Source organism: Nocardioides psychrotolerans (assembly GCF_943371775.1).
Lineage (GTDB): Bacteria > Actinomycetota > Actinomycetes > Propionibacteriales > Nocardioidaceae > Nocardioides > Nocardioides psychrotolerans_A.
Window position 1 is genome coordinate 1 of record NZ_CALRWD010000105.1, and the last position, 12,894, is coordinate 12,894.

13 protein-coding genes are annotated in these 12,894 nt (G+C 73.1%); 9 read left to right on the forward strand and 4 right to left on the reverse strand.

Annotation, left to right across the window (positions count from 1 at the left end; translation table 11 throughout):
- Window positions 1-1,157 (reverse strand): FAD-dependent oxidoreductase (locus tag AAG827_RS20555; RefSeq protein ID WP_341928075.1); only part of this gene is annotated, 1,157 nt, incomplete at its 3' end.
- Between the two features lie 56 nt (window positions 1,158-1,213).
- On the opposite strand from AAG827_RS20555, the gene truA reads away from it, so the two are divergent.
- Together truA and AAG827_RS20565 are read left to right on the forward strand one after the other, a co-directional pair.
- Window positions 1,214-2,002 (forward strand): tRNA pseudouridine(38-40) synthase TruA, encoded by a 789-nt coding sequence (truA, locus tag AAG827_RS20560; protein WP_341928076.1) that lies wholly within the window; start codon window positions 1,214-1,216, stop codon window positions 2,000-2,002.
- Complete coding sequence (locus tag AAG827_RS20565) at window positions 1,995-2,591, forward strand: methyltransferase (RefSeq protein WP_341928077.1); 597 nt, start codon at window positions 1,995-1,997, stop codon at window positions 2,589-2,591. Before truA ends, AAG827_RS20565 begins: the two co-directional genes overlap by 8 nt.
- 9 nt (window positions 2,592-2,600) lie before the next feature.
- Here AAG827_RS20565 and AAG827_RS20570 read toward each other — a convergent pair whose 3' ends face one another.
- Genes AAG827_RS20570 through AAG827_RS20580 form a run of 3 tightly spaced genes read right to left on the reverse strand, consistent with a single transcriptional unit; the run spans window position 2,601 to window position 5,950 of the window.
- Window positions 2,601-3,554, reverse strand: coding sequence for a hypothetical protein (locus tag AAG827_RS20570; RefSeq protein WP_341928078.1), 954 nt, complete (start codon window positions 3,552-3,554; stop codon window positions 2,601-2,603).
- Between the two features lie 53 nt (window positions 3,555-3,607).
- Window positions 3,608-4,756, reverse strand: coding sequence for an acyl-CoA dehydrogenase (locus AAG827_RS20575; RefSeq protein WP_341928079.1), 1,149 nt, complete (start codon window positions 4,754-4,756; stop codon window positions 3,608-3,610).
- An 18-nt stretch (window positions 4,757-4,774) separates the two neighbouring features.
- The gene (locus tag AAG827_RS20580) at window positions 4,775-5,950 is read right to left on the reverse strand and encodes an acyl-CoA dehydrogenase family protein (RefSeq protein WP_341928080.1); all 1,176 of its coding nucleotides are present in this window, start codon (window positions 5,948-5,950) and stop codon (window positions 4,775-4,777) included.
- Window positions 5,951-6,100: 150 nt separating this feature from the next.
- On the opposite strand from AAG827_RS20580, the gene AAG827_RS20585 reads away from it, so the two are divergent.
- From AAG827_RS20585 to AAG827_RS20615, 7 genes are all read left to right on the forward strand, one after another.
- Complete coding sequence (locus tag AAG827_RS20585) at window positions 6,101-6,970, forward strand: DUF559 domain-containing protein (RefSeq protein ID WP_341928081.1); 870 nt, start codon at window positions 6,101-6,103, stop codon at window positions 6,968-6,970.
- Window positions 6,971-7,146: 176 nt separating this feature from the next.
- Window positions 7,147-8,847, forward strand: coding sequence for an ATP-binding cassette domain-containing protein (locus AAG827_RS20590; RefSeq protein ID WP_341928082.1), 1,701 nt, complete (start codon window positions 7,147-7,149; stop codon window positions 8,845-8,847).
- Window positions 8,844-9,869, forward strand: coding sequence for a GNAT family N-acetyltransferase (locus AAG827_RS20595; protein ID WP_341928083.1), 1,026 nt, complete (start codon window positions 8,844-8,846; stop codon window positions 9,867-9,869). Before AAG827_RS20590 ends, AAG827_RS20595 begins: the two co-directional genes overlap by 4 nt.
- An 85-nt stretch (window positions 9,870-9,954) precedes the next feature.
- Window positions 9,955-10,167: a hypothetical protein gene (locus AAG827_RS20600; RefSeq protein WP_341928084.1), complete on the forward strand. Its 213-nt coding sequence runs from the start codon at window positions 9,955-9,957 to the stop codon at window positions 10,165-10,167.
- A complete protein-coding gene (locus AAG827_RS20605; RefSeq protein ID WP_341928085.1) occupies window positions 10,164-10,829 on the forward strand; it encodes a hypothetical protein in 666 nt (221 codons plus the stop codon). The genes AAG827_RS20600 and AAG827_RS20605 overlap by 4 nt, the downstream gene beginning before the upstream one ends.
- 96 nt (window positions 10,830-10,925) lie before the next feature.
- Entirely contained in the window at window positions 10,926-11,909 is a 984-nt protein-coding gene (locus tag AAG827_RS20610; RefSeq protein WP_341928086.1) for an alpha/beta hydrolase, read from the forward strand.
- 1 nt (window position 11,910) lies between these two features.
- Entirely contained in the window at window positions 11,911-12,846 is a 936-nt protein-coding gene (locus AAG827_RS20615; RefSeq protein WP_341928087.1) for a MerR family transcriptional regulator, read from the forward strand.
- Window positions 12,847-12,894: the final 48 nt, after the last annotated feature.

Sequence of the window (12,894 nt, forward strand, 5' to 3'; positions counted from 1 at the left end):
TGGCCAGCGGAGTTGCCGCCGCCGACGACGACCACGTCGGCGCCCTCCATCTCGCGGGCCGCCGTCATGGCGCTGCCGTAGAACACGCCGAGGCCCACCAGGTCCTCGATCGCCACGATGCCGAGCTTGCGGTAGGCGACGCCGGTGGCCACGACCACGCTGCGTGCCTCGACGTCACCGCCGCCGGTGCGCAGCAGGTGGGTGCCGTCGGGCTGCGTCTCGAGGGCGGTGACGTCCCAGCCGGTGTAGAACTGCGTGCCGAAGCGCAGCGCCTGGTTGCGGGCCCGCTGCGCCAGGCGCATGCCGGAGACCCCGCGCGGGAAACCGAGGTAGTTGCGGATCATCGAGCTGGTGCCGGCCTGGCCGCCGATCGCCTCCGCCTCGATGACGACCGTCGTGAGGCCCTCGGAGGCGCCGTAGACCGCGGCGGCGAGCCCGGCCGGACCACCGCCGACGATGGCGAGGTCGACGACGCCCTCGACCTTGAGGTCGCCGGGCATGCCGTACATCGAGATCGCCAGGTCGCGCACCGACGTCGCGACGAACGGCGGTCGGCTCAGGGCAGCGATGAGCGGGAAGGCCGGCTCCCTGCCCCACTCCTCGATGACGGCGAGGCCGACCTCGGAGTCGGGGGAGTAGACCCGGGTGGGCATGCCCATGCGGTCGGCGTAGTCGCGGATCGCCAGCGTCAGCGGGTCGGCCGTGGGCGTGATGATCCGGACGCTCTCGACCTCGGGAGCCGCGACCGTGGATCCCCAGTCGGAGAACAGCTCGGTCACCGCCGAGTGGAACTCCTCGTCCCGCACCCCCCGCGGCATCAGCAGGTAGGCGTCGTACTTGCCCTTGGCCATGCCGGGGCGCAGCGAGGGCGCCCGCGGCAGGAAGTGCTCGTAGTGCGCGGCGATGATGCGGCGGGCCGTGGGCACGACCGCGCGCCAGGCGCCGAAGGCCTCCAGGACGTGGGCGTCGGGGAGCTCGGTGTCGGAGACGAAGAGGGCGACGGTGCCGCCGGCGGCCCGGATCTCCTCGGTGACCGCGAGCGCCTCGGCGCACGAGCCGGCGGTGCGCAGGTCGTAGTCGCGGGCATAGCGGCCGAACTCGTCGGCCAGGAAGGCGGCGTGCTCGGCGGAGACCAGGACGATGGCGGGGTCGCTCACGGCCACGAGCGTAGGCGGTGGATCCCCGGCCCGTCTCCTGCCGCTAACCTCTGCGGGTGCGCCTGCGGATCGACCTCGCCTACGACGGAGGCGCCTTCCACGGCTGGGCGACGCAGCCCGGCCTGCGCACCGTCCAGGGCCACCTCGAGGCAGCGCTCGCGACCGTCCTGCGGCTCGACCGCATCGACACCGTCTGCGCCGGCCGCACCGACGCCGGCGTCCACGCCCGCGGGCAGGTCGTCCACTGCGACGTCGCCGAGAGCCACCCGCAGCTGCAGCGCCGGCTCAACGGGGTGCTGCCCTCCGATATCCACGTGAGCCGGGTGTCCGAGGCCCCGCCGGGGTTCGACGCCCGCTTCTCCGCGCTGTGGCGGCGCTACGCCTATCGGATCGCCGACCGCGTGGACCTCGTCGACCCGCTCGTGCGCTCGCACGTGCTGGTCTGGGAGCGCGAGCTCGACCTCGACGCGATGAACGAGGCGGCCCAGCACCTCCTCGGGCAGCAGGACTTCGCGGCCTTCTGCCGTCGTCGCGTGGGGGCCACCACGGTCCGCACGCTGCTCGACCTGCACTGGTCGCGCTCGCCCGAGGGGCTGGCGGTCGCCGACGTGCGCGCCGACGCGTTCTGCCACAGCATGGTGCGCTCGTTGGTCGGCTGCCTGCTGGCGGTCGGGGAGGGCCGTCGCGACGTCGCGTGGCCGGCTGCGATCCTGGCCGTGACCGAGCGCGACGCGAGCGTGGTGGTCGCGCACGCCCACGGCCTCACGCTCGAGGAGGTCGCCTACCCGGCCGACGACGAGCTGGCGTCCCGGGCCGTCACGACGAGAGCGAAGCGCGATGGATGAGCACTACTTCTCGGCCGACCCGACCGTGGCCTTCAAGCGTGCACCCGTGGTCGCCGACGTCTGGGGCCACGAGCTGCGCCTGACCAGCGGGTCGGGCGTCTTCGCCCAGGGCCGCGTCGACATCGGCACCGCCATCCTCTTCCGCGAGACCGCGCCGCCGGCCGGTGGCCGGATCCTCGACCTCGGCTGCGGCTGGGGCGTCATCGGTCTGGCCATCGCCACCGCGGTCCCCGACGCGGTCGTGACCGCGGTCGACGTCAACGAGCGGGCGGTGCTCCTCGCAGGAGAGAACGCCGCCGCGCTGGGGCTCGCGGACCGCTTCACCGCGACGACCCCGGACGGCGTCGCCGCCGGCACGTCGTACGACGAGATCTGGAGCAACCCGCCGATCCGCATCGGCAAGGAGGCGCTGCACGCGCTGCTGCTCACCTGGCTGCCGCGGCTCGCGCCCGGGGGTCGCGCGGTGATGGTCGTCGGCAAGAACCTCGGCGCCGACTCGCTGCAGCGGTGGCTCGGGGAGCAGGGCTTCCCGACGACCCGGCTGGCGAGCGCCAAGGGCTTCCGGGTGCTGGAGACCCGCCGCGCCTGACGGGGGCGGTCAGTCGGAGGTGCGGCCGTCGACGAACATCTCCAGCCGCGCGGTGGTGTGGCCGGGGTAGTCCGGCAGGTGGCCGTTGACCGCGCGGGCGGCCCAGCCCAGGCGGGTGGCGAGACGCGCGGCCTCGACCAGGTCGTCGTGGGTCAGGTGCGGGTAGGCCTCGGCGTAGGGCCGCAGGAAGGTGTCGCGGAAGGGTCCGGTGTCCACGGAGTCCTCGACGTCGTCGAGCCCCCACGCGAGCTGGCCCTCCAGCGCCACGGCGAGCACGAAGAACGGGTGGCTGACGACCGCGTCGCCCCAGTCCATCACCCAGTGACGCCCGTCCGCGACGAAGACCTGGCCGTCGTGGAGGTCGTCGTGCTGCAGCGTGTCGCGGATCCCGTACGCCGCCAGGGCGGTCGCCAGCGGCTCGATCCGCTCCCGTGCCTCCCGGAAGCGCGGCTCGGCGTCGATCTCGTCCATCAGCGCGTCCCAGCCGGGGAGCAGCGTGGGCAGCCGACCGTCGGGGACCCCCATCGCCAGCAGCGCGTCGACGTCGTCCTCGACCGCCAGCGAGATCCGCGCGGCCGACTCGAGCACCGGGTGCCAGCGCTCGAGGCTGGCCTCGCTCACGACGAGCTCGCGCAGCCGCTCTCCGGCGTCGGACATCAGCATCCAGCCGCGCTCGGTGTCGGCGGCCAGCAGCGGGCGCACCTGTGCGGGCGCGCGGACGGCGAGGAGCTCGACGACCGCGGCCTCGTGGGCCAGGGACTCCTGGCTGGCCTTGAACCACACGACGCCGCCGCTGGTCGGGATCCGCAGCACGGTCGCCCACGACCGCAGGTGCGGCTGGGTCTGCTCACCGGCGCGCTCCAGGCCGAGCCGGTCGAGCTGCCGGTCGGTCCAGGCGTGGACCTCGGCCAGCCAGGCGGGGTCGGTCCAGCGGGAGGTGTCGGAGACGGGCACGGCGGTCACGGGAGGAGTCTGTCGTTCCCGTGACCGCCGCGTCGACGCAGTTTCCCGACGTCTCAGACGTCGAGGGGGTCGATCAGGTCGTAGTCGCCGACCTTGGTCGAGAGCACGCCGACCTGGTGGTTGCCGTCGCCGAGCAGGTGGTCGAGCGCGGTGAGGTGGGCGACGAACATGCCCACGTTGTACTCCGCCGTCATCGCGATCCCGCCGTGCAGCTGGATCGCCTCCTGGCCCACGTGGCGCCCGCCCCGGCTGACCTGCAGGCTGGCACGGGCCGCGGCCGCCGCCACCTCCTCGGGCGAGCCGGCCGAGATGACCATCGTCGACCAGTCGACGAGGCTGTGGGTCAGCTCGAGCGAGGTGTACATGTCGGCGGCCCGGAACGTCAGCGCCTGGAAGGTGTTGAGCGTGACGCCGAACTGCTTGCGGCTCTTGAGGTAGTCGGTGGTCGCCTTGAGCAGCGTCTGCATCGCGCCGAGCGCCTGGTTGCCGGCCATGATCCGGGTGATGTCCTGGACCGTGGCGATCGTGGCCGTGAGGTCCGCGCCCGCCTCGCCGAGGGGGGTCGCCGCGGTGGCGTCGAGGGCGACGCGGGCGGCCCGCCCGCCGTCGTACGTCGGGTAGCCCTCGCGGGCCAGGCCGTCGGCGTCGCCGGCGACCAGGAAGAGGCCGGTGCCGCCGTCGGGCAGCGCGGCGCTCACGACCAGCACGTCGGCGCGAGCACCGTGCAGGACCGGCTCCTTGACGCCGGTGAGGGTCCAGGAGTCGCCGTCCTGCGCTGCCGTCACCTTCTCGGCCCTCGGACCCCAGCGGCGACCGGGCTCGTCGTGGGCGAAGGCCAGCACGCTCTCGCCGGCGGCCAGCGAGCCGAGGACCTCGCCGCGCTGCTCGGCGGTGCCGGCCGCGGAGACCAGGCCCCCCGCCAGCACGACCGAGGCGAGGAAGGGCTCGGGGGCGATGGTGCGGCCGAGCTCCTGGCACACGATGCCGATCTCGACGGGGCCGGCACCCACGCCGCCGTCGTCCTCGCTGAAGGGCAGCCCGAGGACGCCCATCTCGGCCAGGCGGGTCCACTGCTTCTCGTCGAAGCCGGGGTCCTCACCGACGGTCTGGCGCCGGTGCTCGTAGTCGTTGTAGGCCTTGCCCACCAGGCCGCGCACCGCGTCGCGGAGGGCGACCTGCTCGTCGTCGTACGTGAAGTCCATGTCTGTGTCCCCTTCGGCTCAGAGTCCGAGGATCCCGCGGGAGATGATCTGCCGCTGGATCTCGTTGGAGCCGCCGTAGATGGAGGCCTTGCGGAGGTTGAGGTAGTTGGGCGTGACGGTGCGCGCCCACGCTGCGAGGTCGGAGCCGTCGCCGGCGCCGGAGGCGACCGAGGCCGGACCCGCGAGGTCGACGAGCAGCTCGCTCACGGCCTGCTGGAGCTCGGTGCCCTTGAGCTTGAGCACCGACGAGGCCGGGTGCGGCTCACCGCCCGCCGAGTGCGCGACCACGCGCAGCGCGGTCAGCTCGAGGGCGAGCAGCTCGTTCTCGAGCTCGACGATGCGGGCGCGGACCAGCGGGTCGTCGAGGAGGGTGCCGCCGTTGCCGTCGGAGGTCTCCTTGGCGAGGTCCTTGGCGCGGGAGAGGAAGCGCTTGGTCGCCCCGACGGGCGCCACACCGACACGCTCGTTGCCGAGGAGGAACTTGGCCTGGGTCCAGCCCGAGTTGATCTCGCCCACCATGTTCTCGGCGGGGACGCGGACGTCCTCGAACCACACCTCGTTGACCTCGTGGCCGCCGTCGATCAGCTGGATCGGGCGCACCTCCAGACCCGGGCTCTTCATGTCGATCAGCAGCATCGAGATGCCGGCCTGCTTCTTCACCTCGGGGTCGGTGCGGACGAGGGTGAAGATCCAGTCGCCGTACTGACCGAGCGTGGTCCACGTCTTCTGGCCGTTGACGACCCAGTCGTCGCCGTCGCGGACCGCGGTCGTGCGCAGGCTCGCGAGGTCGGACCCGGCGTCGGGCTCGGAGAAGCCCTGGCTCCACCAGATGTCGAGGTTGGCGGTGGCGGGGAGGAACGTCGACTTCTGCTCCTCGGTGCCGAAGTGCGCGATGACCGGGCCGATCATCGAGGCGTTGAAGGCCAGCGGGGTCGGGACCCCGGCGCGCTGCATCTCCTCGTGCCAGATGTGGCGCTGCAGCTCGCTCCAGCCGCGACCGCCCCACTCCTCAGGCCAGTGCGGCACGGCGAGCCCGGCCTTGTTGAGCGTCTGCTGGCTCTCGACGATCTGCTCCCGGCTGAGCTCACGCCCCTCGATCACGGTCTGGCGGATCTCCTCGGAGACCTCGGTCGTGAAGAAGGTGCGCATCTCCTCACGGAACAACTGGTCCTCGGCGGTCAGCTCGAGCTGCATCGATCGGCCCCTTTCGTCGGTCACGTCGCGGTCACACGGACCTCGTCCGGGCCCATCATGGCGCGGACCCGGCTCCCAAACTACTGACAGGTAGAAGGGGGCCTGTGGAGGGGCGTCAACGGCCGGCCCGATCCCGGCCAGGATCGAGCGATGGACGTCGAGACCGCACTGCGCCACCTCGGGGGCGTGGCGAGCGCGAAAGCGATCGAGGCCGTCTGTCCGCGGCGCGATCTGCGGGCCGCGGTGGACTGCGGCACGGTGCTGCGGCTGGCCCGTGGGCGCTACGCCCTCCCCGAGGTCAGGGGGCAGCGCCGGATCGCGAGCGAGCTATCGGGCGTGCTCTCGCACCTCAGTGCCGCCCAGCACTGGGGCTGGGCGGTCAAGGACGTGCCGGACCGGGCCTGGGTCACGGTCCGCCGCAACCGGGTGCTGCGCCCCGAGGTCCGGGTGCGTGTGCACGCTGTCCACGCCGACCTCGAGGCGAGCGAGGTGGTCGCCGGGGTCACGGGCAAGCTGCGCACGGTGCTCGACTGCGCTCGTCGCCTGCCCTTCGACGAGGCGCTCGCGGTGGCCGACTCGGCGCTGCGCTCCGGAGACGTCACGCACGCGGACCTGGTCGCAGGCGCCGCGCGCCTCCGCGGACGTGGTGCCCCGGAGGCGCGTCGCGTGGCGCGGGACGCGACTGCCGACGCGGCGAACCCGTTCGAGTCGGTCCTGCGCGCGATCGTCCTCGACCACGGGGGGCTGACCGTGCGGCCCCAGATCGCCATCACGGCACGGGGCCAGATCTTCCACCCCGACCTCGTGGACGTGGGGAGACGCGTGGTCGTCGAGGCCGATTCGTGGACCTTCCACTCCGACCACCGCACGCACGCCCGCGACTGCGTGCGCTACACCGCGCTGACCGTGGCCGGCTGGCTCGTCCTGCGCTTCACCTGGGAGCAGGTCATGCGTTCACCGTCCTACGTGCGCGCCGTGCTGGACGACCTCGAGGTCGCCCTCGCCGAGGCCGACCGTTGACGACCAGGGTCGTCGTACGGACCGACGGGCATAGGCCGTATCCACGCGTCGGCGCCCCGCTCGAACCCGACGCGCGACCTCGCCTGTGCCCGTCCGGCCGTACGCCGCCCCCGGCTGACCCCGCCCGCGGCTTATCGAGGTGACCAGGACCGGCGGATAGCGGACAATCGTCCGACGTGGGACACGTAGAGGTCAGTGGAGTCCGGTTCGAGCTGCCCGACGGGCGGGTGCTGCTCGACGACGTCTCGTTCCGGGTCGGCGAGGGCGCCAAGGTCGCGCTGGTCGGGGCCAACGGAGCCGGCAAGACGACGTTGCTCAAGATCATCACCGGCGACCTGGTGCCGCACGCCGGCGCGGTGACACGCACGGGTGGCCTGGGGGTCATGCGGCAGATGGTCAACGCCGGGCTCGGCCAGGAGCCGACCGTCGCGGACCTGCTCCTGAGCGTCAGCCCGCCACGGGTGCGGGAGGCCGCCGTCGTGGTGGACCGGCTCGAGCTGGCGCTGATGGAGACCGACGACGAGAAGACCCAGATGGCCTACGCCGAGGCGCTGTCGGACTTCGCCGACGCCGGGGGCTACGACATCGAGGTCACCTGGGACGTCTGCACGACCAAGGCGCTGGCGGTCTCCTACGACAAGGCCAAGTACCGCGAGCTCCGCACGCTCAGCGGCGGCGAGCAGAAGCGGCTGGTGCTGGAGTACCTCCTCGCCGGCCCCGACGAGGTCCTGCTGCTCGACGAGCCCGACAACTACCTCGACGTCCCCGGCAAGATCTGGCTCGAGCAGCGCATCCGCGAGTCGGAGAAGACGATCCTCTTCATCAGCCACGACCGCGAGCTGCTCGACAACACCGCGACCCGCGTCGTGACCGTCGAGCTCGGGCACGCGGGCAACCTGGTGTGGACCCACCCCGGCGGCTTCGCGAGCTATCACGAGGCCCGCAAGGACCGCTTCGCGCGCTTCGAGGAGATGCGCAAGCGGTGGGACGAGGAGCACGCCAAGATCAAGGCGCTGGTCCTGCGGCTGAAGATCAAGTCGGAGTACAACGACGGCATGTCCAGCCAGTACCGCGCCGCCCAGACGAGGCTGCGCAAGTTCGAGGAGGCCGGCCCGCCGACCGAGCAGCCCCGCGAGCAGCAGGTGACGATGCGGCTCAAGGGCGGTCGCACCGGCAAGCGCGCGGTCGTCTGCGAGGACCTCGAGCTGTCGGGGCTGATGCGGCCCTTCGACCTCGAGGTCTGGTACGGCGAGCGGGTCGCCGTCCTCGGGTCCAACGGCTCGGGCAAGTCGCACTTCCTGCGACTGCTCGCCTCGGGCGGCTCGGACCCCGACATCGAGCACCAGCCGGTCGGCGACGTGGCGATCGAGCCGGTGGTCCACCGCGGCAAGGCCAAGCTGGGCGCGCGCGTGCGCCCCGGGTGGTTCGTGCAGACCCACGAGCACCCCGAGCTCGTCGGCCGCACGCTGGTGGAGATCCTGCACCGCGGCGACGGCGAGGCCGACGGTCGCGGCCGCTCCGGCATGGGCCGCGAGCAGGCGGCCCGCGTGCTCGACCGCTACGAGCTCGCCCACGCCGCCGACCAGCGCTTCGAGTCGCTGTCGGGCGGGCAGCAGGCCCGCTTCCAGATCCTGCTGCTCGAGCTATCGGGAGCCACGTTGCTGCTGCTCGACGAGCCCACCGACAACCTGGACGTGCAGTCCGCCGAGGCCCTCGAGGAGGGCCTCGAGGCCTTCGATGGCACGGTCATGGCGGTCACGCACGACCGCTGGTTCGCCCGGGGCTTCGACCGGTTCCTGGTCTACGGCGCCGACGGCGACGTCTACGAGTCCGACGGTCCCGTGTGGGACGAGGGAAGGGTGCAACGCGTCCGATGAACGATCTCCAGATCACTCCGGTCGACCCGTCCGACGACGCCGCGATCGACGCCTGGCACGGGGTCTACCTCGCGGCCGAGCGGCACGGTCGCGAGGAGCTCGCCACGCCGTGGCAGCTCGAGGAGCTGCGCATCCAGCTCCAGGAGCCGACGCGGGCGCGGCGCACGCTGCTCTTCCTCGGCGAGGTCGCCGAGGAGCCCGTGGTCGCGGGCAACGTCCAGCTGCGGATGCTCGACAACCTCACCAGCGCCGAGGTCTTCGTCTACACCGCGCCCGAGCACCGGCGCCGTGGCCACGGCTCCGCGCTGCTCCCGGTCCTCGAGCAGGCCGCGCGCGAGCACGGCCGCACGGTGCTGGCCTCCGACACCGCCTGGCCCCACGAGCTCGGCCCGACCGGTGACGGTGCGCCGGGCATCGAGTTCGCCCGGGCCCACGGCTACGCCTTCGCGCTGGGTGACGTGATGCGGGTGCTCCGGCTCCCCGTCGCCGACGCGCTGCTCGCCGACCTCGCCGCGCAGGCGGCGCCGCGCCACACGGCGTACACGTTGAGGTCCTGGGTCGGCCCGGTCCCCGACGACCTGGTGCAGAGCTGGACCGAGCTGGTGACGACGCTGATGACCGAGGCACCGCTGGGGGAGATGGAGCGCGAGCCCGAGGCCGTCGACGTCGCTGCCATGCGCGAGGGCGAGGAGCAGGGACGTCGGCAGGGTCGCACGAAGTTCAACACCGTCGCGCTCGACGCCGAGGGCACCGTCGTCGCCTACACCGACATCGCCACGACCGTGCACGAGCCGACCCGCGCCTACCAGTGGGGCACGCTCGTGCGGCGCGCCGACCGCGGTCACCGCCTCGGCCTGGCGGTCAAGGTGGCCAACCTGGAGCTGCTCCAGCGCGAGACCCAGGGGCTGGAGCAGGTGGTGACGTGGAACGCCGAGGTCAACGACCACATGATCGGGGTCAACGAGCAGCTGGGCTTCCGCGCGGCCGAGCGACTCGGGGAGCTCCAGAAGCGCCTGGGCTGACCCGGTCCGGACCGGATGCTTGTGTGCGGTGTCACCGGCTGTCACCATCGAGCCTGCCATCAGCCACTGGCAGAAAGAGCCGTCGATGCCCTCCCCTCCGTCCCTTGAGAGCGCGCTCGGCGCCGAGCCCCCCGCGAGCGTCCTGGCGCTCCCCGACGGCGTCCAGCAGCAGCTGGCCGCGCACGTCGAGACCGCGAGCCGCCGTCAGGCCGACCTGGTCTCCGACGCCGTTGACGCCGCGGTCCGCGGGGTGCCGCTGCCCGTGCGCGGCGTCGTCAAGAGGGCCCTGCTCGGATGAGTCGTCCGCATCCAGGGCCCGCGCTGGCCCGGCTGGCCCACGTGCTGGGGGTCAAGGTGGGCGACCTGCACGACCTGGCGCACCTCCCCGAGGGCGACCTGCGTGCCCTCCACACCCAGGTCAGCCACCGGCTCTTCACCGAGGGCGAGCACCAGTTCGCCCGCATCGCCGGTCTCGCCTCGAGCCTGCCGGCGCCGATGGTCGGCAAGATCGCCGAGAGGTTCCTGCCGGCCTCCGTGGCCGCCCGGGCGGCCGAGCTGCTCGACCCGGCGCGGGCCCGCGACCTGGTGGGTCGCTTCTCGCTGGCCTACCTCAGCGACGTCGCTCTCGCCCTGGACCCGCTCCGGTCGCGCGCCGTCGTGCGAGCGATCGCCCCCGAGCGCGTGGGGGAGATCGCCCACGAGCTCCTGCGTCGCGGGCACCACCTGCTGCTCGTGGACTTCCTCGGTGCCGTGACGCCGGAGGCCTTCGCGGCCGTCCTGGACGTCGCCCCGCCCGCGGACCTCGCGCAGGTGCTGCCGCTGCTGGAGTGCGACGACGCGACACGTGCGTCCTTCGCGGCCGCCGACTCACACGTGCGCGCCCGGCTCGAGGCCCGGCTGGCCCAGCTGCCACCCGACTCGGCAGCGGGCCTCCAGGCGGCTCTCGGCCTCCCGGCCTGACGCGACCCGGCCTGACGCGACCCGGTCTGACGCGAGCCGGCGACACCTGACGATGTTGCCATTGACGGATGGCAGCATCGGTGGGTGAATGCGGCTGTGACCGAGACCACTTTCGTCCCGCGCCCGGCCTCGCGCCGCTCCGCGGTGACCGCCGTCGCCACCCGGTTGGCCCTGCGTCCCGTCGCCAACGCCCTGCCGCCGAGCATGCTGGGGGTCGCGATCTCCCGGCAGATCGTCGCTGGGTCGATGACGGCCTTCGGGGCGCCGGCCCGGCGCACCAGGATCGACAAGGTCGACCTGCCGGTCCCCGGCAGCGGACGGCTCCGCGGTGAGTGGGTGCGGGCCGGGGAGACCCGCGACGACGCTGCGCTGCTCTACGTCCACGGCAGCGGCTACGCGCTCTGCTCGACCCGCACCCACCGGCCCCTGGCCTCGCAGCTCTCGGCGCTGACGGGCCTGCCGGTCTACAGCGTCGACTACCGGTTGGCGCCGCGGCACCGCTTCCCCGCGGCAGCCGACGACGTGCGACGGGCCTTCGACTGGCTCACCTCCGAGCACTGCGCCCCCGAGCAGGTCGTCCTCGCGGGCGACTCCGCCGGTGGTCACCTGGCCATCGACCTGAGCCTCGAGCTGCTCCGCGCCGGTCTGCCCCTGCCGGCCGCCCAGCTGCTCATGTCGCCGCTGGTCGACTGCACCTTCGGACTCGCCCGCGCCCGCGAGGCCGAGCGCACCGACCCGATGATCTCCGCCGACGCCGCGCAGCGGCTGCTCGAGCACTACACCGTCGGCACCCCACCCGACCACGCCCGGCTACTGCACCGCATCGAGCCCGGGGAGGTCCTGCCACCGACGCTCATCCAGGCCGGTGGCGCCGAGATGCTGGCCGCCGACGCCGAGCACCTGCACCAGACCCTGACCGCGACCGGCACCGACTCGACGCTCGAGGTCTGGCCCGGGCAGATGCACGTCTTCCAGGCCATGCCGCGCCTCGTGCCCGAGGCCGTCCCGGCCGTACGACGAGGCGCCCGGTTCCTCTCCGGCGCCCTGGCCGCAGCGGGCCGGGCGAGCCGGGCGGCCTGACGTGCCGGGCGTCCCGCAGCGGGTCCCGCCCGCCCGCGCGGTCGAGGCGATCCTGGAGTCGCTGCTGCGCGCTCCCGGCCAGCTGGCCCGCAACCCGCGGGTCGCCATACGCGGGGCGGTGAAGCAGCTGCTCGCCCTGGGTGGGGCTCGGGCGGCGGCGGTGCCCGAGGCCGGGGGCCGGGCGCGGACCTACCGGATCGACGAGCTGGCGCGGGTCTCGGGCGCCACGGCCCGCAACATCAGGGCCTACCAGGAGCGCGGTCTCCTCCACCCGCCCACGCGGGTGGGCCGGACGGCGGTCTTCGACGACACCCACCTGGCCCGGCTGACGATCATCATGTCGATGCTCGACCGGGGCTACACCGGCGCCAACATCCTGGAGATGCTCACGGCCTGGGAGCGTGGCATCGGCCTCGGCGAGGTGCTCGGTCTCGAGGGCGTGCTGGTGCCGCCCCGGCCCGAGGACCAACCGGTCACCGTGAGCCTGCCCGAGGCGCGGGCGATGGCGGGCGGCCGGGCGGACCTCGACCTGCTCGTCGAGGCCCGCCTGGTGGAGGTGACGGGCAACCGGGCGCGGATCCTGAGACCGCAGCTGCTCGATGCCTTCGCCGAGATGCGCGAGCACGGCATGGACACCGCCTCGGTGCTCGCCGTGCACCAGAAGGTGCTGCCGTCGCTCGACCAGATCAGCCAGGTCCTGGTCAAGGCCGGCGCCGCGCACGTGGCCGAGCACTTCACGGGCGACGCCCCGCCGACCAGCGACGAGATCGCCCGGCTCGTCACCATGCTCACCCGCTTCCGCGCCCTCGCGATGGCCTCGGTCGCCGCGACCCTGGCGGCGTCCATCGAGGAGACCATCGAGGACCTGCTGGCCGACTACCTCGCGGACACGGTCGTGGACGGCGCGACGGCGTCGGCGGAGGCCCTGCCGGGATAGTGCGGGACGTTGTCGACCTTCCCGGGCCGCTGGAAGGTCGACAACGTC